The sequence below is a fragment of the Saccharopolyspora antimicrobica genome (assembly GCF_003635025.1).
GTDB classification, from domain to species: domain Bacteria; phylum Actinomycetota; class Actinomycetes; order Mycobacteriales; family Pseudonocardiaceae; genus Saccharopolyspora; species Saccharopolyspora antimicrobica.
Window position 1 is genome coordinate 6,417,753 of record NZ_RBXX01000002.1, and the last position, 21,841, is coordinate 6,439,593.

The 21,841-nt window shown below is 70.7% G+C and carries 22 protein-coding genes; 10 read left to right on the plus strand and 12 right to left on the minus strand.

Annotation, left to right across the window (positions count from 1 at the left end; all coding sequences use genetic code 11):
• Positions 1-158 precede the first annotated feature (158 nt).
• Together ATL45_RS30415 and ATL45_RS30420 are read left to right on the plus strand one after the other, a co-directional pair.
• Entirely contained in the window at positions 159-362 is a 204-nt protein-coding gene (locus ATL45_RS30415; protein ID WP_093146427.1) for a cold-shock protein, read from the plus strand.
• 228 nt (positions 363-590) lie between these two features.
• Complete coding sequence (locus tag ATL45_RS30420; protein WP_246025639.1) at positions 591-1,496, plus strand: NAD-dependent epimerase/dehydratase family protein; 906 nt, start codon at positions 591-593, stop codon at positions 1,494-1,496.
• 18 nt (positions 1,497-1,514) lie between these two features.
• Here the strand turns inward: ATL45_RS30420 and ATL45_RS30425 are convergent, their stop codons facing one another.
• Positions 1,515-1,706: a hypothetical protein gene (locus ATL45_RS30425; RefSeq protein WP_093146429.1), complete on the minus strand. Its 192-nt coding sequence runs from the start codon at positions 1,704-1,706 to the stop codon at positions 1,515-1,517.
• Between the two features lie 211 nt (positions 1,707-1,917).
• Here ATL45_RS30425 and ATL45_RS30430 point away from each other — a divergent pair, with 211 nt between their 5' ends.
• Entirely contained in the window at positions 1,918-3,297 is a 1,380-nt protein-coding gene (locus ATL45_RS30430; RefSeq protein ID WP_093146430.1) for an FAD-binding oxidoreductase, read from the plus strand.
• An 8-nt stretch (positions 3,298-3,305) separates the two neighbouring features.
• Here ATL45_RS30430 and ATL45_RS39090 read toward each other — a convergent pair whose 3' ends face one another.
• The 5 genes from ATL45_RS39090 to ATL45_RS30450 all read right to left on the minus strand — a co-directional run bounded on the left by ATL45_RS39090 (position 3,306) and on the right by ATL45_RS30450 (position 7,026).
• Positions 3,306-3,476: an Rv3202a family protein gene (locus ATL45_RS39090; protein WP_170210393.1), complete on the minus strand. Its 171-nt coding sequence runs from the start codon at positions 3,474-3,476 to the stop codon at positions 3,306-3,308.
• Positions 3,477-3,604: 128 nt separating this feature from the next.
• Positions 3,605-4,045, minus strand: coding sequence for a thioesterase family protein (locus ATL45_RS30435; RefSeq protein ID WP_093146431.1), 441 nt, complete (start codon positions 4,043-4,045; stop codon positions 3,605-3,607).
• Positions 4,042-5,004: a 3-hydroxyacyl-CoA dehydrogenase NAD-binding domain-containing protein gene (locus ATL45_RS30440; RefSeq protein ID WP_093146432.1), complete on the minus strand. Its 963-nt coding sequence runs from the start codon at positions 5,002-5,004 to the stop codon at positions 4,042-4,044. The genes ATL45_RS30435 and ATL45_RS30440 overlap by 4 nt, the downstream gene beginning before the upstream one ends.
• 201 nt (positions 5,005-5,205) lie before the next feature.
• The gene (locus tag ATL45_RS30445) at positions 5,206-6,090 is read right to left on the minus strand and encodes a beta-keto acid cleavage family enzyme (protein WP_093146433.1); all 885 of its coding nucleotides are present in this window, start codon (positions 6,088-6,090) and stop codon (positions 5,206-5,208) included.
• Between the two features lie 75 nt (positions 6,091-6,165).
• Positions 6,166-7,026, minus strand: a complete 861-nt coding sequence (locus ATL45_RS30450) for a TetR/AcrR family transcriptional regulator (protein ID WP_093147438.1) — start codon at positions 7,024-7,026, stop codon at positions 6,166-6,168.
• A gap of 221 nt (positions 7,027-7,247) precedes the next feature.
• Here ATL45_RS30450 and ATL45_RS30455 point away from each other — a divergent pair, with 221 nt between their 5' ends.
• Positions 7,248-8,690 (plus strand): MFS transporter, encoded by a 1,443-nt coding sequence (locus ATL45_RS30455; RefSeq protein ID WP_246025640.1) that lies wholly within the window; start codon positions 7,248-7,250, stop codon positions 8,688-8,690.
• A 57-nt stretch (positions 8,691-8,747) separates the two neighbouring features.
• On the opposite strand, the gene ATL45_RS30460 is transcribed toward ATL45_RS30455, so the two are convergent.
• Positions 8,748-8,936: a DUF397 domain-containing protein gene (locus tag ATL45_RS30460; RefSeq protein ID WP_093146434.1), complete on the minus strand. Its 189-nt coding sequence runs from the start codon at positions 8,934-8,936 to the stop codon at positions 8,748-8,750.
• A gap of 2 nt (positions 8,937-8,938) precedes the next feature.
• Positions 8,939-9,805, minus strand: coding sequence for a helix-turn-helix domain-containing protein (locus ATL45_RS30465; protein ID WP_093146435.1), 867 nt, complete (start codon positions 9,803-9,805; stop codon positions 8,939-8,941).
• A 144-nt stretch (positions 9,806-9,949) separates the two neighbouring features.
• On the opposite strand from ATL45_RS30465, the gene ATL45_RS30470 reads away from it, so the two are divergent.
• Positions 9,950-10,162: a hypothetical protein gene (locus ATL45_RS30470; RefSeq protein ID WP_093146436.1), complete on the plus strand. Its 213-nt coding sequence runs from the start codon at positions 9,950-9,952 to the stop codon at positions 10,160-10,162.
• Between the two features lie 80 nt (positions 10,163-10,242).
• Here the strand turns inward: ATL45_RS30470 and ATL45_RS30475 are convergent, their stop codons facing one another.
• From ATL45_RS30475 to ATL45_RS30490, 4 genes are all read right to left on the minus strand, one after another.
• Positions 10,243-11,682, minus strand: a complete 1,440-nt coding sequence (locus tag ATL45_RS30475) for an amino acid permease (protein WP_170210543.1) — start codon at positions 11,680-11,682, stop codon at positions 10,243-10,245.
• A gap of 197 nt (positions 11,683-11,879) precedes the next feature.
• On the minus strand, positions 11,880-13,982 hold the full coding sequence (locus tag ATL45_RS30480; protein ID WP_093146438.1) for a catalase: 2,103 nt from the start codon (positions 13,980-13,982) through the stop codon (positions 11,880-11,882).
• A gap of 73 nt (positions 13,983-14,055) precedes the next feature.
• Positions 14,056-14,553, minus strand: coding sequence for a VTT domain-containing protein (locus tag ATL45_RS30485; RefSeq protein ID WP_093146439.1), 498 nt, complete (start codon positions 14,551-14,553; stop codon positions 14,056-14,058).
• 206 nt (positions 14,554-14,759) lie between these two features.
• The gene (locus ATL45_RS30490; protein WP_093146440.1) at positions 14,760-15,482 is read right to left on the minus strand and encodes a FadR/GntR family transcriptional regulator; all 723 of its coding nucleotides are present in this window, start codon (positions 15,480-15,482) and stop codon (positions 14,760-14,762) included.
• 155 nt (positions 15,483-15,637) lie between these two features.
• Between ATL45_RS30490 and ATL45_RS30495 the strand changes: the two genes are divergently transcribed.
• The 5 genes from ATL45_RS30495 (at position 15,638) to dhbC (ending at position 21,807) form a co-directional block, all read left to right on the plus strand.
• A complete protein-coding gene (locus tag ATL45_RS30495) occupies positions 15,638-17,068 on the plus strand; it encodes an acyl-CoA synthetase (RefSeq protein WP_093146441.1) in 1,431 nt (476 codons plus the stop codon).
• Positions 17,061-18,392: a carboxyl transferase domain-containing protein gene (locus ATL45_RS30500; protein WP_093146442.1), complete on the plus strand. Its 1,332-nt coding sequence runs from the start codon at positions 17,061-17,063 to the stop codon at positions 18,390-18,392. Before ATL45_RS30495 ends, ATL45_RS30500 begins: the two co-directional genes overlap by 8 nt.
• Before the next feature lie 53 nt (positions 18,393-18,445).
• Complete coding sequence (locus ATL45_RS30505; protein WP_093146443.1) at positions 18,446-19,405, plus strand: DUF1152 domain-containing protein; 960 nt, start codon at positions 18,446-18,448, stop codon at positions 19,403-19,405.
• 352 nt (positions 19,406-19,757) lie between these two features.
• Positions 19,758-20,534, plus strand: a complete 777-nt coding sequence (locus tag ATL45_RS30510) for a 2,3-dihydro-2,3-dihydroxybenzoate dehydrogenase (RefSeq protein ID WP_093146444.1) — start codon at positions 19,758-19,760, stop codon at positions 20,532-20,534.
• Positions 20,535-20,562: 28 nt separating this feature from the next.
• Entirely contained in the window at positions 20,563-21,807 is a 1,245-nt protein-coding gene (gene dhbC, locus ATL45_RS30515; protein WP_093146445.1) for an isochorismate synthase DhbC, read from the plus strand.
• The last annotated feature ends 34 nt before the right edge of the window (positions 21,808-21,841 follow it).

Consider the following 21,841-nt stretch of genomic DNA (forward strand, 5'->3'; position numbering starts at 1 on the left):
CGGTGGTTGCTGTTTTGGTCCCAGCAGTACTGGAAAGTGCCTGCCAGAACGCAGGCACTTTTTTTGTGCGGTGGTGCTCCAGCGCGGCGGGGATCGGCTCGGCGACCTGGGGTCTGCGCAGTGTTGACCCTGGCCAGCAGAATCAGGAGAAACAGGGAATGGCTACCGGTACCGTCAAGTGGTTCAACGCGGAGAAGGGCTACGGGTTCATCACCCCGGACGGCGGCGGCGCCGACGTCTTCGCCCACTACTCCGCGATCGAAGCCTCCGGTTTCCGCACGCTGGAGGAGAACCAGCGCGTGGAGTTCGACATCGCACAGGGCCCGAAGGGTCCGCAGGCCGCGGGAATCCGCACCATCTGACGAAGAGTCGTGCCGATCCGGCACGACGGTGCATCGGAGAGAGCTCTGATGCCGCCTCATGGGGGCGGCAGGTCCGGGCCGTCCGCGGTGCCGGTCTGCCGCCTGCGAGGGCGACCGTTTTTCACCCGTTCCGGGGTAAGCCACCGGGGTAGGCTTTCGAGCCGCTGACGTCTAACCCGGTGCGAGGTCGAAGTGCCCCTGCGTGTGGTTGTCGCCGGTGCTACCGGCGTGGTCGGAAGGACGCTCCTCCCGCTGCTGCGGGAGCGAGGTCATCACGTGACCGCGCTCGTCCGGCGCGTTGACCGGCTGAACGGCTCGACATCGTTCGACGATATCGCCGTAGCCGACCTGCTGGATCCCGACGGGGTGCGGCGCGAGTTGTGCCGCGCCGCACCGGATGTCGTGGTCGACCAGACCTCCGGGATCGGCCGGGCCGATCTCACCGACGGGCGGCACCGCGCCGCGCCTTCCCACGAGCGGGCCTCGAAGAACCTGCTCGACGCCGCGGTGGCGGCCGGTGCGAAGCGCATCATCGGGCAGAGCACGACCGCTGCCTACCGCCCGCACGGCCACGACGTGCTGGACGAGGAATCACCACTGTGGACGGACGCGCCGGGCTGCTGGGGCGAGGCGGTCCGGGCCCAGGTGGCGATGGAGGAAGCGGTCCTGACCTGTTCGGGCATCGAGGGCGTGGCGCTGCGCTACGGCAACCTCTACGGCCCGGGCACGCAGTACGCGCCGGGCGGCGCGGTCCACTCGCGGGTGTGCGGCAGCGAGCTGCCGGTGGTCTCCGAGGGAGTGGGGCTGACCTCGTTCACGCACGTCGAGGATGCGGCCGGGGCGGTGCTCGAACTGCTGGCGAGCGGCGATCCCGGCGCCTACAACGTGGTGGACAACGAACCGGCGGAGGCCACCGAGTGGCTGCCCGCCTACGCGCGGATGGCGGGCGGCCCGGCGCCGGTGTCGCTGACCCTGGAGCAGGCCAGGGCCCAGCTGGACTGGCTGACGGTCCACCAGCTCACCGAGCAGCGCGGCGCGACGAACTTCCGCCTCCGCGAAACCCTGGGCTGGCGCCCGAAGTGGCCCAGCTGGCGAGAGGGCTTCGCCGACCTCTTCGGCCACTGGCCGGGCTGACCGGCGGAACCCCGGCGGTCAGCGCCGCTCGGCCAGCCTGCAGCGCATGTGCAGGAAGAACGGACTGCGCGTCGCCGCAGCCAGTTCGGGAGCGCGCTCGACAGCAGCCGGTTCCGGGCGTGGTTCGAGCAGCTGCTCGATGACGAATCCCGCGTCGTGCAGCGCCTGCGTGTACGCCTCGAGCGGGCGGTTGATGCCGACGAAGGTCATGCGCAGGCCGTTCTGGCGGATCTCGTCGCTGACCCGGTGCTCGGCGAAGTAGTCGGCGTGCTGGTCCGTCCGCGGGCTGCCGGTGACGTGGTCGGGCGGAAACCTGCCCGCATTGTGAGCAGGCCCATTCCGCAGGGTGGACTCCGGGGCCGTTCGGCGGGTTAAGTTCTAGCGGCAAGACCGTTCCCACCGAGGTCGGAGAGTTCACCCGATGACCACCGCCGATGTGCTAGCCCTGCGCGATCTGCTGCCCGACGGGCGCGTTTTCGACGACGTCGACGTGCTGGAGGCCCACCGCCGGGACCGCGCCGGCTTCTGCCCGGCGGGCGCTCCCGCGGCGCTGGTCCGTGCGCGGTCCACTGAGGACGTTTCGGTGACCCTGGAGTGGGCGCACCGCAACCGGGTCCCGGTGGTGCCGCAGGGCGCTCGCTCCGGGCTGTCAGGCGCGGCCAACGCGCTGGACGGCTGCATCCTGCTGTCGCTGGAGAAGATGGACCGCATCCTCGACATCGACGTCTCCGAGCAGGTCGCGGTCGTGCAGCCCGGCGTGGTCAACGGGGTGCTCGCGGCGAAGGTCGCCGAGCACGGGCTGTTCTACCCGCCGGATCCCGGTTCGCGCAGCATCTCCACCATCGGCGGCAACGTGGCCACCAACGCAGGCGGCATGTGCTGCGTGAAGTACGGCGTGACCGGGGACTTCGTCCGCGGCCTCGAAGTCGTGCTGGCCGACGGCCGGGTGATGCGCACCGGTCGCCGCACCGCCAAGGGCGTGGCCGGCTACGACCTGACGCACCTGATCGTCGGCTCCGAAGGCACCCTCGGCGTGGTCACCGAGGTCACCGTGGCGCTGCGCCCGGCCGCCGCGCAGCCGCTGACCGCGGTCGCGTTCTTCCCGACCATCGCCGACGCCGTCCGCACCGTGGCCGGCTACCTGGCCGAGGGCTACCGGCCGTCGGTGCTGGAGTTCATGGACCGGCCCACCGTCAACGCGGTGCAGAAGATCGCCGACCTCGGCTTCCCCGAGGGCATGGCGGGCATGCTGCTGGTGCAGTCCGACCGGGGTGATGCGGCGCCGGGCGACCTCGCCGCCTTCGAGACCGTGGCCCGCACCAACAGCGCTTCGGACGTGGTCGTCGCCGACGACCCGGCGGAGGGCGAGCTGCTGATGCAGGCGCGGCGGCTGGTCGGCGACGCCCACGAGCACCTGGGCCTGACGGTGCTGGTCGACGACGTGTGCGTGCCCCGGCGCAACATGGTGAACCTGGTCGAGGGCCTGGGGCGGATCGCCGAGCAGTACCAGGTCCAGGTGCTGTGCGCCGGGCACGCCGGTGACGGCAACATGCACCCGGTGGTGGCCTTCGACGCCGACGACGCGGCGGAGAGCGTCCGCGCGCAGCAGGCGTTCGACGCGATCATGGCGCTGGGCCTGGACCTGGGCGGCACCATCACCGGCGAGCACGGCGTCGGCCACCTCAAGCAGCGGTGGCTGGGCGAGGAGCTGGACGAGGCGGCCTTGAGCACGCAGCGCGCGATCAAGGCGGCGCTCGACCCGCACAACATCCTCAACCCGGGCCGCGTCCTCCCCGAGTAGGGCGGACGTCAGTCGTGGTCGTATGCGTCGTCGAGCGGGACTGCGCGGTGCTGGTCGGCGAGGTCGGCCGGATCGGCGTCGAGGGGCGCCTCGACCTGCTCCGGCTCCTCGTCCTCGGCCAGTTCATCGACTTGGCGGGCCTGCTCGGCCGCGTCGGTCTCCGGGGTCTCGGGATTCATCGATCCTCCCGTCGGTCGTGGGCGGAACACCCGCCACGGTAGCCATCCGAGGCGATCCGGTCATCCCGAGCGGGCCGGCGGTTGCGAGCGCGACGACCGGTCGCGGCCGGTCGTCGCGCTCGCGGCCGTCAGCCGATGGCCCGGCCCGCGTACTCCGGTGGCGCTTCGACCAGCGAGGCCAGCCGTTCGGCCACCGCCGCCGGGAACGGGCTGGTGCCGCCCTGCGCCTGGTCGACGTGCAGCGCCATGATCTCCTCGGTGGCCACCACGGTGCCGTTCACGGACATCTCGTGGCACAGGCGCACCTTCTTCGCCCCCGCGCCCAGCACGCGGCTGGTGATCACCAGCTCCGCGTCCGGCCCGACCTCGCGCAGGTAGCGCACGTGCGCCTCCACTGTGTACAGCGAGCAGCCGGTGCCGCTGCGGTAGGCCTCGTCCAGGCCCACCTGGTCCATCACCGCGTCGGTGGCGAACCCGAAGGCCAGCACGTAGTAGGCCTCGCTGAGGTGGCCGTTGTAGTCGATCCACTCCGGACGGACCCGCTGGCGGAACTGGCCGAGCGCGGTCACTTCGCGCCCTTCCGCACCTCGTCGACCGCCCGCATCACGGCGATCACCGCGCGGTCGCGGTCGGCGACCAGCTCGGCGATGCTGCGGCCGTCGGCGGCCCGCTCGCAGCCCTGCACCATCGCATCGCGCAGCTCGGTGGTGAGCTCGGGCGCCTCCAGCCGGGTCCACGGCGACTTCAGCGACGGGCCGAAGTGGTCCAGCATGTGCGCCATGCCGCCCTCGCCGCCGGCCAGGTGGAAGGTCAGGCACGGTCCGAGCAGCGGCCAGCGCAGCCCCGGGCCCTCGGTGATGGAGGCGTCGATCTGCTCGACGGTGGCCTCCCCGTTGGCGACCATGTGCAGCGCCTCGCGCCAGATCGCCTCCTGCAGCCGGTTGGCGATGAAGCCCGGCACCTCGCGGTCCATGGTGATCACCGACTTGCCCGCGACCTCGAAGAACTCCGAGGCCCACCGCACGGCCCACGGCTCGGTCCGCTCGCCGCCGACGACCTCGACCAGCGGGATCAGGTACGGCGGGTTGAACGGGTGGCCCACCACCAGCCGCTGCGGGGTCGGGCAGTCCACCTGCATCTCGGTCATGCCGTAGCCCGAGGTCGAGGAGGAGATCACCACGCCCGGCGGGGTGGCCGCGTCGATGCGGGCCAGCAGGTCCCGCTTGAGCGCCAGGTCCTCCGGTGCGCTTTCCTGCACGAACTCGGCGTCCGCGACGGCGTCCGCCAGCGTCGCGGCGATGACCAGGTTGTCGCGGGAGGCGCCCTCGGCCAGGCCCAGCTCGGTCAGCGCGGGCCACGCGGCGTCGACCAGCCGCCGCAGCTTCGCCTCGAACTCCGGAGCCGGGTCCCACGCGGTCACCCGGTAGCCGCGGGCCAGGAAGTGCGCGACCCAGCCACCGCCGATGACACCGGCGCCGATGCAGGTGACCCGGCGCACCGAACCGGGGGAGGGGGTGTGCTCGTTCAACTCAGAATTCCCTTTCGAGGTCTATGCGCGGGCGGCACCGGCCGCCCGAGGTGTGGGGCGGGCGACTTCACGCGAAATCGTCTGGTGCGTTTCCGCTGGTGGTGACCCGTGAGTACTTTGGGTTGCTATAGCCTCACAAAGCACTCACGGGGTCTGACCAGCGGAAACGGATCAATGGCGGTCCCGCGGAGTCGCCGGGGCTCAGCGCTTCTTCAGGCCGAGCTGCTCGCGGGCCTGGTCGGGCGTGGCGATCTTCATGCCCATGCCCTCGACGATGGTCACCGCGCGCTCGACCAGCTGGGCGTTGCTGGCCTTGACGCCCTTGCTCAGGTAGAGGTTGTCCTCCAGGCCGACGCGCACGTTGCCGCCGAGCGCGGCGGTCAGGCCCACCCAGCGCAGCTGGTCGCGGCCGATGGCGAAGCTCGCCCAGTTCGCGCCCTCCGGCAGCATGTTCACCATCGCCTGCAGCAGGCCCGGCTCCGGCGGCGCGCCCCACGGGATGCCCGCGCACAGCTGGAACAGCGGCGGGGCGTCGAGCAGGCCCTCGGCCAGCAGCTGCTTGGCGAACCACAGGTTGCCGGTGTCGAAGATCTCCAGCTCCGGCTTGACGCCCAGCTCCTGGATCCGCTTGGCGCCGGCCCGCAGCATGTCCGGGGTGGAGATGTAGAGCTGGCTGCCCTCGCCGAAGTTCAGCGAACCGCAGTCCAGCGTGCAGATGTCCGGCAGCAGCTCCTCGACGTGCGGCAGCCGGTCCAGGCCGTTGACCAGGTCGGTGCCGTCCACCGGCTTGAGCGGGTCGTCGGGGTCGATGACCAGGTCGCCGCCCATGCCCGCGGTCAGGTTGATGACCACGTCGGTGCCGGTCTCCTTGATGCGCTCCACGACCTCGCGGTAGAGCGCGGTGTCCCGCGAGCCCTGGCCGGTCTCGACGTTGCGGACGTGGATGTGCACCACGGCCGCCCCGGCCTCGGCGGCCTCGACCGCGTCCTTGGCGATCTGCTCCGGGGTCACCGGGACGAACTCGCTCTTGCCGGTGGTGTCACCGGCGCCGGTGAGCGCGGCGGTGACGATCACTTCGCTGGCCATCGGGGCTCTCCTCTCGTGGGCAGGTTCCAGCGCCCGGGCACCGGTGCTGGCGCCCAGGTGGGGTTTCGGGGGATGTCAGTGCCGGACGATCTCGCGTTCGACGTACTCGCGCAGCGCCTTGCGCATCCGCTCGACGGACCGGCCGGGGCGTCCGGCGAGCACCTGGATGCCGAGGCCGTCGATCAGCGCGGTCAGCGTGACGGTCAGCTCCTCGGCGTCGGTGTCGGCGAACACGCCCTGCTCCTGGCCCTGCCGGATGGTGCGGGCGATGGTGTCGTGCCAGCGCGTGTAGGAATCGCTGTGCAGCACCTGCAGATCGGGGTTGAGCGCGCTCTCGTTCCACACCTGCAGCCAGATCGACCACTCCTGGCGCAGCAGCCCCGGCGTGGGCAGCTGCAGCTCCACCAGCCGCAGCAGGCGCTCGTGGGCGTCCTCGACCGCGTGCAGCTCGGCGACCTGCCGGTCGAAGGCCAGCCGCACCGAGTAGCGCAGCGTCTCGGTGAGCAGGTCGTTGCGGCCGGGGAAGTAGTAGTGGATGGTCGCCGCGCTGGTGCCGCACTCCTTGGCCACGTCGGAGACGCGCACCGAGTGGTAGCCGCGTTCAGCGATCAGGTGCCAGGCGGCGTCGAGGATCTGCTGGTAGCGGCTGGCTTCCCGGAGGTCGCCGGGATCGCGAGCGGGCCGGGCGGTGCGCTGCGGCGCGGCGGCCACCGTCTCGACGTCGTCGCCGCCGTTGATCAGCCAGTTCACCGTCACGCCGGTCAGCTCGGCGATGCGGGTGAGCTCGGCCGGGGTGAACCGCCTGGTGCCGGTCAGCGACTTGGACAGCTTGGTGGGGTCCAACCCGATCTGCTCGGCGAAAGCGCGCTGGCTCCCGGGGTACTGGCGCAACACGTCGCGCACCCGCTGGCGCAACGCAGCCGTCGTGTCCTGCACGAGACGGAACGCTAACAGCACATTGCGAGAATCGCAATGATCCGACCGTGTTGCGATCGTCGGCCGTCCTGTCGAGTTGCGGAATATGCCTAGCTAGAAGCGGTCGATCGGGGTCGTCGCGCGGTCTCTCGGGCGGTCTACGTGATTGATAAGTCAGTCGGTCGCAATGCTGGGCCGCATCGGGTAGTGCGAGCCTAGAACGAACGTGCTGAGCTGAATCCGTGGACCCGACCGAGTCGAAGACGCGAACCGACGAGCCGTCCGCCACCCGCTGGCGAGTGCTGGCCGTCTGCCTGATCGCGGGATTCATGACGCTGCTGGACGTCAGCATCGTCAACGTCGCGCTGCCGTCCATCCAGCAGGGCCTGGACGCGCCCGCCGCCGCGCTGTCCTGGGTGGTCTCCGGCTACGCGCTGACCTTCGGCCTGGTGCTGGTGCCCGCGGGCCGGCTGGGCGACGACCGGGGCCGGAGCAGGATGTTCCTGCTGGCGCTGGGCGCGTTCACGGTGGCCAGCGCGCTGGCCGGATTCGCGATGACACCGCTGTGGCTGGTGGTGGCCCGTCTCCTGCAGGGCGTGGCGGGCGGACTGCTCAATCCGCAGGTGCTCGGCCTGATGCAGCAGCTGTTCCACGGTCGTGAGCGCGGCAAGGCCTTCGGCCTGTTCGGCGCCGTGGTGGGCATCTCCACCGCGATCGGCCCGCTGCTCGGTGGCCTGATCATCCAGCTGGCGGGCGCGGAGCACGGCTGGCGCTGGGTGTTCTTCGTGAACCTGCCGATCGGCGCGGCGGCGATCCTGTACGGGATGCGCGTCCTGCCGCGCGACACCCGGCGGGAGGCGGCCCGGAGCCTCGACCTGGTGGGCGTGCTGCTGCTCGGCGGCGGCCTGCTGTGCCTGCTGCTGCCGCTGGTCGAGCAGGAGGGCGGCGGCAGCAGCCCGTGGTACCTGCTGATCGTCGCGGCCGTGCTGCTGGCGTCGTTCCCGGTCTGGGAGCACTGGTACCGCAAGCGCGGGAACCACCCGCTGGTGAACCTGCGCCTGCTGCGGATCCGCAGCTACTCCTTCGGAGCCACCCTCGGCCTGCTCTACTTCGCCGGGTTCACCAGCATCTTCTTCGTGCTGGCGGTGTACTTCCAGCGCGGCCTGGGCTACTCGGCGCTGCAAGCCGGGCTGGCGCTGACGCCGTTCGCGGTCGGTTCGGCGGTGTCCTCCGCGCTGGGCGGCCGGATCGTGCACCGCATGGGCCGCCACCTGGTGATCATCGGCCTGCTGGCGGCCCTGCTCGGCCTCCTGGCCACGGACGTCCTGCTGGCCACCCACCCCGGCCCGATGGCGGGCGCGGTGACGGCGGTGCCCCTGCTGGTGGCGGGAATCGGCAGCGGCCTGGTGATCTCCCCGAACCAGACGGTGACGCTCAGCGAGATCGACGTGGCCCACGGCGGAACGGCGGCGGGAGTCCAGCAGACCGGCCAGCGCATCGGCTCGGCGGTGGGCACGGCAGCGGCCTCCGGTCTCTTCTTCGGAGTCCTGAGCACCAGCGGCTTCGACGCGGCGATCACCAGCGGCCTGATCGTCTCGATCGCCTTCGTCACCGCGGCCCTGCTGGTGGCGCTGGCCGAGGTCGTCCTGGCCCGCCGCAAGCCTTCGGCAGCTCAGGCCTCGTGAGTGGTTTGGGGCGCCATGGCACCCCAAACCACTCACGGACCATCACCAGCCAAAACATCAAGCCTTGAGGGAAGCCAAGAAAGAACCCCAAGCACCGCTCCCGAAGCTCAGCACGCCGTCATCGGGTGCCTTGGAGTCCCGGACCCGGACGGTGCTGTCGAGTAATCGGACCTCGACGCAGTTGTCGCTGGCAGCGGCACTCTTGGAGCTCTTGAACCATCCCGTGTCCCGGGTAAACCGCGGCATGATCAGCCACCCCTCATGATCCCGTCGATCAGCTGACGTGACGCCTGCGCGCTCAGTGCGAGGTCGCGGAGCCGTCGGAAGACGCGAAACATCGTCGCAGTATCGGCTTCGTCGTGGAAGTAGGTGGAGGGGCCGTAAACGACGTTCGCGAAGGCGACCGGCGAGCCTTGCCCGCTGAACTCGAACAGGGTGAAGCCACCTCCGCGAGCCGGATTCTGGTAGCTCTCGCGGGGCAAGACCTGGATGGACAGATCTGCTCGTCTGCCCAGCAGATCGAGGAGATGTGCCAGTTGGTCGCGCATGATCTCTGGACCACCGACCCGCGAGCGAAGGGACTCTTCAGTCAAGACGAATGACATCTTCTTGGCGGGTGATGCATCGAATGTGCGCTTCTGGCGATCGAGGCGGAACGCAACGCGTTGCTCCAGTTCGGCTTCCGATGACCGCCACCAGATCCCGTCGCCTTCGTCGATGAGTGCTCTGACGTACTCGGGCGTTTGCAGCAGCCCAGGCACCATCCCGCATTCGTAGCTGCTGATCTCCGCGGCGCTGGCTTCGAGGTCGGCGAAGCGCTGGAAGGCGCCGGGGAGGAGGTCGGTGTAGGTGCGGCCACGTTGGCGTCTCCGGGCTTGGGCGCCCAGCGCGAGCGCCGTTTCGCGCTCGTCTCCGGAGACCTCGTAGAAGTCCAGGAGCTTGCCCAGGTCTTCCTGGCTGAGCGTGCCCTTGCCGTCTTCCAGCTCGACGATGCGGGAGCGGACTCGGCCGATCGCTTCCGCTGCGGCTTGCTGGGACATGCCGGATTCCTCGCGGATCCGGCGCAGCGTCAGGCCGAGTTGGCGGCGCTCCAGGGTTTGGCGGGCTCGCGCCATCGACGACCTCCAGGATCTCGAAACACCCGATCAGGGACGTGACCTTAGCGCGACGGTCGCCCTAATCTTAACGCGACGGTCGCGCTAAGCGATTGTTTGGCTCCAGCGAGTCACCATAGTCGTCCACTGAGGAAGGTCGGGAGCATGGGCGTGTGCCAGCAGTCCGGGATATTCATCGACTCGTTCGTAGCGATGGAGCAGGAGGTGCCGATGCGCTACGAGCTCGATCGGCACAACGACGTCGTGGTCCTCTACTGTGGACCGAACAGCGAGTACGTCCTCACCATCGGCCGCGAAAACCTCGCCAACCTCATCTCCATCGGCACCGAGGCGATCCGCGAACTCTCCGCCACCTGAACGGGGCATCCAAACGAAGCGAAGGGCACCTTCTAGCGAGTCACTCGCCAAACGGTGCCCTTCGCGTCGACTCGACCGCGCTAGTCGCGGGCGGTGTCCGGGGTCTGCTTGGACAGGCGGGCGTTGCGGTAGCCGTAGGCGAAGTAGATCAGCAGGCCGAGGGCCAGCCAGGCCGCGAAGCGGAGCCAGGTGATGATGTCCAGGTTCGTCATCAGGTACAGGCAGGCCAGGGCGCTGAGGATCGGCAGCCAGGGCGACAGCGGCACCCGGAACGGGCGGTGCAGGTCCGGTTTGGTGCGGCGCAGGACCGGGACCGCCAGCGAGACGATCACGAAGCCGGACAGCGCGCCGATGCTCACCATGTCGGCCAGCTCGGAGATCGGGATGAACCCGGCCATCAGCATGATCACCACCGCGCCGCCGATGGTCATCCGGTGCGGCGTGCCCCACTTCGGGTGCACCTGGGAGAGCTTGGGCGGCAGCAGGCCGTCGCGGCTCATCGCGAAGCCGATGCGGCCGATGGTGACCAGCTCGACCATCATCACCGAGGTCAGGCCCGTCACCGCGCCCAGCGCGATCAGCGCGCCCACCCACGGCTGGCCGACCGACTGGAACGCCGCCGCCAGCGGGGCGCCCTCGTCGATCTGCCGGTAGTCGACCATCGCGCTGAGCACGAACGCGACCAGCACGTACAGCAGGGTGCACACGATCAGGCTGCCGAGCAGGCCGACCGGCAGATCGCGCTTGGGGCGCTTGGTCTCCTCGCCGAGGTTGGCCAGCGCCTCGAAGCCGGTGTAGGCGAAGAACACGATGGCCGCCGCGGTGAACACGCCGCCGATGCCGTACATCGACTGCTCCATGCCGAGCACGACCTGCACCAGCGGTTGCTCCAGCGCGCTCGCGGTCTCGGCGGCGGGCTGCGCGGGCGGCACGAACGGGTCGAGGTTGGCCCCGTTGAAGAAGAACAGGCCCGCGACGATCACCAGCACGCACACCGCGACCTTGACCACGACCAGCGCGTTGGTCACCCACGACGACTCGCGGATGCCGATCACCGCGATCACGGTGAGCGCCGCGATGATCAGGATCGCGCCGACGTTGACCGTGGCGTCCTCGCCGAACCACTCCGGTGGCAGGCCGAGCAGGTTCGCCACGTAGCCCGACCAGCTGCGCGAGACCACCGCGGCGCCCAGGGCGAACTCCAGCAGCAGGTCCCAGCCGATGATCCACGCGAACAGCTCGCCCAGCGTGGCGTAGCCGTAGGTGTAGGCGCTGCCCGCGGTCGGCACCGCTGAGGAGAGTTCGGCGTAGCACAGCGCGGCCAGCGCGGCGACGACACCGCCGATCACGAAGGACAGCACCACGCCGGGCCCGGCGTGCTCCTTGGCCTCGATGCCGGCCAGCGTGAACACACCGGTGCCGATGATGATGCCGATCCCGAAGCCGACCAGATCCTTGCCGGTCAGCCTGCGGATCAGCCCGCTGCGCTCACCGCGGGTCAGGATGTCCTCGACGGGCATCGTTCGGAAGACGCTCACGGGCAAGCACGGTAAGCGAGGCCTGCCGAGATGGCGCGACCGGAGTCGCGTTGCGTGATCGTATCGGTACGAAAGGTGACGCTAGGTGTCCGCGAGGTGTCTGCGGGTGATCCGGATCAACCCGGCGAACGGGCTGTTCGTGCAGCTGGGAGGCACGAACAGCCCATTCCGCCCGCCGCTCAGGCCGGCACGGATGCGGTGTCCCGCTGCCACACCCGGTGCTGGGCGAGCGCGGCGGCGAACTCCTCGACGAACCCCTCCGGCAGCGCACCACCGGTGTGCGCGGCCATGATCACGCCGAGGTCGGTCACCACGCCGTCACCACCGGAGGGCTCGCGCGCTTCAGCGACTCCGGCGCGCCGCAGCAGCTCCATGCCCTCGTCGCTGGCCGCGACCGGCTTGTGGTGCTTGTACGCCTCGGCGACGAAGTGCACGACGTGCCCGTCCTCGGACAGGGCGCGCACGCTCTCCGCGCCGCCCGGCACGATCACCCCGTCGTAGAGCACCGACATCATGGTGTGCACTGCCCGGTCCGCGCTCACCTCGTCGCCGTCGGTGCCGCTGATCTTGCCGTCGCGCAGGCCCAGCACCTCCGCCAGCGCGCCGCGCTCGGCCAGGCCGCGCTGGATCTGCGTCACCTCCCCGGTGTCCACGCCGTCGGCGACCAGCACCGCCACCTTGCGGCTAATGATCGTGTCGGTGCGCGAGTTGGCCAGGCTCAGCGCGGGGGAGCTGCGGCCGTGGTTGGGCCGGCCGCCGCTGGGCGGCGCCACGCCGACGCCCTCGGCCACCGCCGCGGCCAGCTCGTGGTCGACGTTCTCCAGGTGGTCGACCACGTTGGCGCGCACGTGCTGGTGATCGACCTTGCCGAGCTCGAAGCGGAACGCGGCGATGATGTGCTCCTTCTCCCAGGACGCCATGCTGTTCCAGAACAGCGTGGCCTGGCTGTAGTGGTCCTTGAAGCTCTCGCTGCGCTTGCGGATCGTGTAGCCGTCCACCTTCTGCTGGTAGTGCCGGAACACGTCCTCGTCGGCCAGCGCCGGGCAGCCGCCGGAGAGGCTGTTCTCGGTGTAGCTCGTCCGGCCTCGGTGGATCCGCTGCTGGCCGAAGCCGTCGCGCTGGTTGGTGGCCACCTCGGCGGTCGGCCGGTTGATCGGGATCTGCGCGAAGTTCGGGCCGCCGAGCCGGATCAGCTGGGTGTCGAGGTAGGAGAAGTTGCGCGCCTGCAGCAGCGGGTCGTTGGTGAAGTCGATGCCCGGCACCACGTTGGCGGTGTGGAAGGCGACCTGCTCGGTCTCGGCGAAGAAGTTGTCCGGATTGCGGTCCAGCACCATCCGGCCCACCGGCCGCACCGGCACCTCCTCCTCCGGGATGATCTTGGTGGCGTCCAGCAGGTCGAAGTCGAAGTCGAACTCCCGCGACTCGTCGACCAGCTGCACGCCCAGCTCCCACGTCGGGTACTGGCCGGCCTCGATCGACTCCCACAGGTCGCGCCGGTTGAAGTCGGCGTCGGCACCGGCGATCTTCTGGCACTCGTCCCACAGCAGCGAGTGGCTGCCCAGCAGCGGCGTCCAGTGGAACTTCACGAAGGTGCCCTCGCCGTTGGCGTTGACCAGGCGGAAGGTGTGCACGCCGAAGCCCTGCATCATCCGGTAGCTGCGCGGCAGCGCCCGGTCGGACATCAGCCACATCATCATGTGCAGCGTCTCCGGCTGCAGCGCCACGAAGTCCCACAGCGTGTCGTGCGCCGACGCGGCCTGCGGCATCTCGTGGTGCGGCTCGGGCTTCACCGCGTGCACGAAGTCCGGGAACTTGATCCCGTCCTGGATGAAGAACACCGGCATGTTGTTGCCGACCAGGTCGTAGTTGCCCTGCTCGGTGTAGAACTTGGTGGCGAACCCGCGCACGTCGCGGACCGTGTCGGCCGAGCCGCGGGAGCCCGCGACGGTGGAGAACCGCACGAACACCGGGGTGCGCTGGTTCGGATCGGTCAGGAACCGCGCCACGGTGTGCTCGCCCAGCCAGCCGTCGTAGGGCTGGAAGTACCCGTAGGCCCCGGCGCCGCGGGCGTGCACCACGCGTTCCGGGATCCGCTCGTGGTCGAAGTGCGTGATCTTCTCGCGGGCGTGGAAGTCCTCCAGCAGCGTGGGCCCGCGCTCGCCGGCGGTCAGCGCGTCGTCGGTGTGGTCGACGCGCACGCCCTGCTGGGTGGTCAGCTTCGTGCCGGTGAGGTCCTGGCGGACCTCGTCGAGCTGTCGTTGTTTGTCGTTCTCGTTGCCCATCGCGGCTGGCTCCCCTCGGTGTCGGCTGAGACCGCCCATCAGGTTTCCCGCCTGGGCCGAGGGGTATGCCCGTTCAGGACCCGAGTGCGGCGGGCAGCCAGTGCAGCAGTTCGGGGGCACCGGCCACGATGAGGAAGTGCGCGCTGCGGCCGAGCAGGCTCGCCGCCAGGAAGCCGAGCAGCGGCAGGCCGGCGGCTCCGCAGAGCAGGCACATCAGGCTGTAGGGCGGGATGCCGGGGATCGCGGTCAGCGCCAGCACGCCCAGGCCCCACCAGGGGCGCTCCACGGTGCGCTGGTGGAACTTCTCGAACCAGCCGGCCCACCGGCTGCCCTTCCGCTTGGCCTCCAGCCGCTTGAGCAGCCGCTCGCCGAGCGCGAACCCGCCCCGGCCCGCGAAGTAGAACAGGGTCTTGCCCGCCACCTGGCCGACCGCGGCGGCGAGCCCGAACGCCCACCAGCTCACGCCATCCACTGTGGACACCACGCCGAGCAGGTAGAGCTCGATGTTGACCAGCGGGAAGAAGCTGCCCAGCGCAGCGGTGCCCGCGGTGGCCAGCAGCCACCCGATCATCGGACCACCCGCTCGCGCGGCGGAGCCAGGCGGTCGATCACGTCACGCACTCCACAACGACCGGAACAGGACGACCCAGCCTAACGACCGCACCCATCCGCCATCCGGTCGGGGACGAGGTGTCGATTTCGCACGGAATCGACACGCCTCTAGCCGCGCGCGGTCCCTAAGCAGGGAGAAGCCTTGGTGCCTCGGTCGGAGGTCCGTCACTCGGCCGGGGAAGTCGGTTCGGCGTCGGGGTCCCAGGAGAGGAGGCGGACCCGGCTGACCGTGCGCAGGTGGCGGCGCATCGCGGCGACCGCCGCGCGGGCGTCTCCGGCGTGGATCGCCTCGGCGATGCGCTCGTGCTGGGTCAGGGACTTGTTCGGGCGGTCCGGCTGGCGCAGGGATTCCTGGCGGCTCTCGGCGATCTCGGTGGCGATCGTGCGCATGAAGTCGGCGAGCAGGGAGCTGTGCGCGGCGGCGGTGATCGCGGCGTGGAAGCGGCGGTCGCCCTCGCTGCCGAGCTCGCCGTCGGCGATCTCGCGGCGCATGTCCGCCAGTGCGGCGTCGATCTCGGTCAGGTCCGCCTCGGTGCGCCGCTGCGCGGCCAGCTCCGCGGTCTTGGTCTCCAGCGCTTCGCGCGCGTCCAGCACGTCGGGCAGGCGGCGCTTGCGGGCCACCAGCTCGTCGACCGGCTCGACGTCCAGCGACTCGCGGCGCAGGTAGGTGCCTCCGCCGTGCCTGACCTCGACCAGCCCTTGCACCTCGAGCACCACGATGGCCTGCTTGACCGAGGCGCGGCTGACGCCGAGCTGCTCGGCGAGCTTGCGCTCCGGCGGCAGGCGGTCGCCCGTGCGCAGGCCGGAGGCGGCGACGTGCTCGCGCAGCCGCTGCACGACCTGCTCGTACAGGCGCGGGCGGGCGAGCGGGCGCAGGGCGTCGGACACCGGGTTTCCTCCAGGCGGGGAAGGGGATCGGTGATCAGGCTAACACCGGGGTTTCGGTCCAGTGGCTGAGCCAATTTTCGCACAGTCGCTTGACGGCGGTGGTTCGCGGCGCAAAAGTGGTCTGGCCAGTGGACCAATGATCGTGGAGGTGGCCGGTGCTGTTCCCGAAGTTGCGGCAGCCGGATGGCGCGGAGGCGCTGCGCTTCGGCGCGCGGGCGCTGGACTACCAGGAGCTGGCGGGGGTGGCCGCGGCGATCGCCGAGCTGGTCGCGGGCCGGCAGCGCATCGCGGTGTGGGCGACCAACGAGCTGGAGACCTGCGCGGCCGTGATCGGCGGGCTCAGCGCGGGTGTCGCGGTGGTGCCGATCAACCCGAAGGTGGGGGAGCGCGAACTCGCGCACATCCTGAGCGACAGTCAGCCGGAACTGCTGCTGGCCGCGCCGGGATTCCGAGCACCGGACGGGCTCGGCGACATCCCGGTGCACGAGGTCGACCTGAGCGCTCGCGGTGGTGAGCTGCCGCCGGAGGCCGACGAGGACGCTCCGGCGCTGATCGTCTACACCTCGGGCACCACCGGCCCGCCCAAGGGCGTCGTGCTGCCGCGCCGCGCGCTCAGCGCCAACCTCGACGCGCTGGCCGAGGCGTGGGAGTGGACCGACGAGGACGTGCTGGCGCACGCGCTGCCGCTGTTCCACGTGCACGGCCTGATCCTCGGCACGCTCGGGCCCGTGCGGTTGGGTGGCGCGGTGCACCACTTGGGCAAGTTCTCCTCCGCGGCCATCGCCGAGGAGCTCGCCGGGCCGGCGACCATGATGTTCGGCGTGCCGACGATGTACCACCGGCTGGCCGAGGACGCCGAGCGCGACCCGGAGATCGGGAAGGCGGTCGGAAAGGCGCGGCTGCTCGTGTCGGGCTCGGCGGCGCTGCCCGCGGTCGAGCACGAGCGGATCGAGCGGCTGACCGGGCAGCGGGTCGTGGAGCGCTACGGCATGAGCGAGACGATCATGAACTGCGGCGTGCGCGCCGACGGCGACCGCAGGCCCGGTTACGTGGGCCGCCCGTTCGCCGGTGTCGAGCTCAAGCTGGTCGACGAGCAGGGCGCGGAGATCGAGGTCAGCGACGACGAGACGGTCGGCGAGATCCTGGTCCGCGGCTCGAACCTGTTCAGCGGCTACCTCAACCGCCCCGACGCCACCGCCGCGGCGTTCGCCGACGGCTGGTTCCGCACCGGCGACGTGGCCACCCGCGCACCGGACGGCTACATCCGCATCGTCGGGCGCAAGGCCACCGACATCATCAAGAGCGGCGGCTACAAGATCGGCGCGGGCGAGATCGAGAACTGCCTGCTGGAGCACCCGGCGGTCGCCGAGGTCGCGGTCACCGGCGAACCGGACGCCGACCTGGGCGAGCGGATCGTGGCCTGGATCGTGCGCGCGCCCGGTCAGGAGGTCACCGACCAGGAGCTGGCCGACCACGTGGCCCGGCTGCTGACCCCGCACAAGCGCCCGCGCGTGGTGCGCTACCTGGACGCCCTGCCGCGCAACGAGATGGGCAAGGTGCAGAAGAAGGCCCTGCGGCATGACTGAGCTCAGCGCGGCTCGCGCGCTGGTCGGGTCGATCGGCCGGGGATTCGAGGAGTTCGAGCCCCCGGCGGTCGCGAACGCGGTCGATGGCCCGCTGGGCTGGCCGGGCTACGACGACCAGCGCGCCCGTGCGGCCGACCGCAGCGGCGCCGCTGAATCGGTGCTCTGCGGTCGGGCTCAGGTGGGTCAGCTGCCTGCGGTGCTCATCGCGTTCGACTTCGCCCACCTCGGCGGATCGGTCGGAGAAGCAGCGGGCGCGCGGATCGTGGCGGCCTTCGCGCGGGCCCGGGAGCTGCGGCTGCCGGTGATCTCGCTGGTGGCCTCCGGTGGCAGCCGGATGCAGGAGGGCATCTGCGCCCTCCGGCAGCTCCAGGAGATCGCGCGCGCCTGCCTGCTGACCCGGCGGGACGGGATCCCGCACATCACGGTGCTGCGGAATCCGACGACCGGAGGCATGTGGGCGGCGCTGTCGGCGGCCGCCGACGTGGTGCTGGCCGAGCGCGGCGCAGCGGTGGCCTTCGGCGGCAGCCGCGTGCGCAGCGCGACCGAGACGGGGGAGGCGTTCACCGCCGAGGGCAAGCTCGCCGACGGCCAGGTGGACCGGCTCGTCGACCCCGCCGAACTGCCCCCGGTGCTGGCCGAACTGATCCGGCTGCTGCACCCGCAGCGGTCGGCCTCGCTGCCGGCACCGGTGCCGAAGTCGCTGGCCGGCGGCGAGCCACCAGCGACGGGTTGGGAAGCGGTCCAGCGCGCCCGGGCAGCCGACCGGCCGCGCGCCCGGGCGTACCTGGACGCCTACTTCTCCACCCGCTTCGAGATCAGCGGCGACCGCGCTGGCGGCCGCGACGAGGGAATGCTCTGCGGCTTCGGCGAGCACGGAGGCCGCACGATCGCCTTCGCCGCGCAGACCGGCACCGCCAACACCCCGCCCGGCTTCCGCACGGCGGCTCGGCTGATCGCACTGGCCGACCGGCTGGGCATCCCGGTGCTGACGCTGGTGGACACCCCGGGCGCGGCCAACGACGCGGCGGCCGAGCGCGGCGGAGTCGGCCCCGCGATCGCGGAGCTGTTCACGGCCGTGGCCGACGCGCAGGTGCCGATCACCACCCTGGTCATCGGCGAAGGCGGCTCCGGAGGAGCGCTGGCCCTGGCAGCACCAGGCCGAACCTGGATCACCGCCGACGCCTACTTCGCGGTGATCGCCCCGGAATCCAGCGCAGCGATCCTGAAACGAGACCCAGCACAAGTACCCGACCTCGCCGACCACCTGCGCCTACGCCCCCAAGACCTCGTCAACCTGGGCTTCGCCCGAACCATCGCCGACTGACCTCCTGCGCATCAGCGGCATGGGCGGTCCCCGGCTGACCTACGCTGACCGTCGTGTTCTCGCTGATCGAACCGCCGGTGTTCTCCCGATTGCGGCGAGCGGAGCGGGTTCTGGTCGCTGGAGCCGGAGGCGGCTTCGACGTGTACGCCGGACTGCCGCTGGCGCTGGCCCTGCGAGCTCTGGGCAAGCAGGTGCACCTGGCCAACCTCACCTTCAGCGATCTGCGCAGGCTGGATCCGGCGGAGTGGGTGGAGCCGGGCGTGGCCGCGGTGACACCGAATTCGCCGGGGCGGGACGACTACTTCCCGGAACGCACTCTGGCCCGCTGGCTTGCCTCTCGAGAACTGCCTTCGACGGTGCACGCCTTCCCGAAGACGGGAGTGCGTCCGTTGCGGGCCGCCTACAGCGCCCTGGTCGCGCGGCTGGGTCTGGATGCGATCGTGCTGGTCGACGGGGGTACCGACATCCTGCTGCGCGGGGATGAGGCGGGACTGGGCACGCCGGAGGAGGACATGACCAGCCTGGCCGCCGTGGCCGGACTCCCAGGTGATCTGGAACGGCTGGTGGTGTGCCTGGGCTTCGGCATTGACGCCTACCACGGGGTGTGCCACGCGCACGTGCTGGAGAACCTGGCCGGGCTGGAGCGCGACGGCTCCTACCTGGGTGTTCTTTCGATCCCGGCGAACTCCGCCGAGGGTGCTGCCTACCTCGATGCCGTCGCGCACGCGCAGGACGCCACGCCGCGGCGACCGAGCATCGTCAACGGGCAGATCGCGGCTGCGATCCGAGGCGAGTTCGGAGACGTGCACATCACCGACCGCACTGGTGGCAGTGAGTTGTTCGTCAATCCGCTGATGGGGATGTACTTCACCGTCGACTTGCCCGGTCTGGCCCGCAGCATCGGCTATCTCTCCCAGTTGGAGCACACCGACCACGCTCACGAGGTCGTCCAGGTCATCAGGGCCCACCACAAGGCCGCGCACTCCCGGCCGCGGCGCAGCATCCCGCATTGAGAGCGAGTCGGCGGCGGCGCCTGGATGCCCCGAGGTCACCTCGCCCTGGGCTTCGCGTCGTCGCACGCGGCCGCCTCGCCCTCCTGTGGACGCGTCGCTACTTGACCGCATCCTTGGGCGAGGCGATCCGTTCCTGCCATGCTCGACCGGGACCGGTGCGGTTCACGCAGGCGTACCTGCGTGCATGCTTCCAACGCCCCATCCATAGCTCCCGACGGGTGGGGTGAGGCCAACGGATCGTTGCGGTCGGTGATCAATGCCACCTCGATGGTGGGGAGATACGGGCACGTCCGTGTTCTAAACTCAGGCTCGCCTGACAAAGGTTAGGCTTGCCTGAGTTTCAGAAGGTGCGATGAACCGGACGGGGATCGGCGGCGCGGTCGCCATCGTGACAGGCGCGGGCCAGGGTATCGGTGCCGCGGTGACCGCTGCGTTCGCCGGGCTCGGCGCGACCGTCGCCGCGGTGGACCGCGACGGTGAGAAGGTGGCGGCCGTCGCCGCGCAGCTGGGCGAGCGGGTGCGGGCCTACCAGGCCGACGTGGCCGACTCGGCGGCCGTGACCGACGTCGTGGAGCGGGTGGAGGCCGAGGTCGGGCCGATCGGCGTGCTGGCCAACGTCGCCGGGGTGCTCCAGGTCGGCACGGTGCAGGAGATCAGCGACGAGGACTGGCAGCGGACCTTCGCGGTCAACACCACCGGGGTGTTCAACTTCTCCCGCGCGGTCTCCAAGCACATGATCGCCCGGCGGCGGGGTTCGATCGTCACCGTCAGCTCCAACGCCGCGGGCGTGCCCCGCCACGGCATGGCCGCTTACGCCGCGTCCAAGGCCGCGGCCACGCTGTTCACCAAGTCGCTCGGGCTGGAGCTGGCCGAGCACGGCATCCGCTGCAACGTCGTCGCTCCCGGCTCCACCGACACCGACATGCAGCGCGGGATGTGGGCCGACGAGCGCGGTGCCGAACGGGTCATCGCCGGTTCCCCCGAGACCTTCAAGGCAGGCATCCCGCTGCGCAAGCTCGCCACTCCGGAGGACATCGCCGACGCCGTGGTGTTCCTGGCCTCCGATCAGGCCCGGCACATCACCATGCACGACCTGTACGTCGATGGCGGCGCCACGCTGCGCGCCTGATTCCTGCCGCGAACTCCGAAAGGTTGCCATGACCACCATCGACAGCGATATCGACAGCATCGACCTCGTCGCCGACGACGCGGCGGCCCGGTTGTTGTCCGCCTACGAGGCGGGCTCGTCGTTCCTGTTCTCCACGCCGCGCGGCGTGCTGCTGGCCCGCGGTGTCGCCGCGACGGTCCCGAAGACGCTGTGCGCGCGGGAGAACCTCCCGCAGCGGGTCTCGGAGTTCTTCAACAGCGCGGCGGAGTTCGGCCACCGCAACCCGATGGTCGTCGGCGCGGTGCCGTTCGGCAACAACCTGCCCGCGCACCTGGTGCTGCCCGAGGACGTGCTCCGCGCCGAGCCGCTCAACCTCGTCGTCCCGCGCACCCCGCGCGGTGGCGGGCTGGACTGCGAGGTCCGCCCGGTGCCCGCTCCCGCCGAGTACGAGCGCGGCGTGAGCCGCGTGCTGCGGCGGCTGGAGGACGGTGAGCTGAGCAAGGTGGTGCTGGCGCGGTCGCTGGAGCTGACCGCCGCCGAGCCCATCGACGTGCGCACCGTGCTGCAGAACCTGGCGCTGGCCGATCCCGCCAGCTACACCTTCGCGGTCGACCTGCCCAAGCGCGGCGAGGACGGCACCCGCGACAGCTTCGGCCCGCAGCCGCTGCTGCAGCGCACCTTCCTGGGCGCGAGCCCGGAACTGCTGGTGTCCCGGCGCGGCATGCGGGTGCGCTCCAACCCGATGGCCGGATCGCGCCCGCGCAGCACCGACCCGGTCGAGGACCGGCGGCGCGCCGCCGAGCTGTCCACTTCGGACAAGGATCTGCGGGAGCACAGGGCCGTGGTGGAGGCGGTGGCCGAGGCGCTGCGCCCGTACTGCCGCGAGCTGCGGGTGCCCGAGCCGTCGGTGATCAGTACCGCCGCCATGTGGCACCTGGCCACCGAGGTCACCGGTGAGCTGCGCGATCCCGCGACCTCGTCGCTGGAACTGGCCGACGCGCTGCACCCCACCCCGGCGGTGTGCGGCACCCCGGTGCAGCGGGCGCGCGATGTCATCGCCGAGACAGAGCCTTTCGAACGCGGCTACTACGCGGGCATGGTCGGGTGGTGCGACGCTGCCGGGGACGGCGAGTGGGTGGTGGCCATCCGCTGCGCCGACGTCGAGGACGAGTCGCTGCGGCTCTACGCCGGAGCGGGCATCGTGGCCGGCTCGGATCCGGCCGATGAACTCGCCGAGACCTCCGCGAAGTTCCGCACCGCGTTGTCCGCGATGGGCCTGGACCAGGCAGTCTGAGAGCACTGCCGGCCTGTTCATGCATCAGGAGAGG

Bases quoted from the DNA above. Each gene is read 5' to 3' on its own strand.
- ATL45_RS30415 (WP_093146427.1), top strand. From the start codon at position 159: ATGGCTACCGGTACCGTCAAGTGGTTCAACGCGGAGAAGGGCTACGGG.
- ATL45_RS30425 (WP_093146429.1), bottom strand. From the start codon at position 1,706: ATGACCTTCGTCGGCATCAACCGCCCGCTCGAGGCGTACACGCAGGCG.
- ATL45_RS30430 (WP_093146430.1), top strand. From the start codon at position 1,918: ATGACCACCGCCGATGTGCTAGCCCTGCGCGATCTGCTGCCCGACGGG.
- ATL45_RS39090 (WP_170210393.1), bottom strand. From the start codon at position 3,476: ATGAATCCCGAGACCCCGGAGACCGACGCGGCCGAGCAGGCCCGCCAA.
- ATL45_RS30445 (WP_093146433.1), bottom strand. From the start codon at position 6,090: ATGGCCAGCGAAGTGATCGTCACCGCCGCGCTCACCGGCGCCGGTGAC.
- ATL45_RS30460 (WP_093146434.1), bottom strand. From the start codon at position 8,936: ATGCCGCGGTTTACCCGGGACACGGGATGGTTCAAGAGCTCCAAGAGT.
- ATL45_RS30465 (WP_093146435.1), bottom strand. From the start codon at position 9,805: ATGGCGCGAGCCCGCCAAACCCTGGAGCGCCGCCAACTCGGCCTGACG.
- ATL45_RS30470 (WP_093146436.1), top strand. From the start codon at position 9,950: ATGGGCGTGTGCCAGCAGTCCGGGATATTCATCGACTCGTTCGTAGCG.
- ATL45_RS30475 (WP_170210543.1), bottom strand. From the start codon at position 11,682: ATGCCCGTCGAGGACATCCTGACCCGCGGTGAGCGCAGCGGGCTGATC.
- ATL45_RS30480 (WP_093146438.1), bottom strand. From the start codon at position 13,982: ATGGGCAACGAGAACGACAAACAACGACAGCTCGACGAGGTCCGCCAG.
- ATL45_RS30485 (WP_093146439.1), bottom strand. From the start codon at position 14,553: ATGATCGGGTGGCTGCTGGCCACCGCGGGCACCGCTGCGCTGGGCAGC.
- ATL45_RS30500 (WP_093146442.1), top strand. From the start codon at position 17,061: ATGACTGAGCTCAGCGCGGCTCGCGCGCTGGTCGGGTCGATCGGCCGG.
- ATL45_RS30510 (WP_093146444.1), top strand. From the start codon at position 19,758: ATGAACCGGACGGGGATCGGCGGCGCGGTCGCCATCGTGACAGGCGCG.
- dhbC (WP_093146445.1), top strand. From the start codon at position 20,563: ATGACCACCATCGACAGCGATATCGACAGCATCGACCTCGTCGCCGAC.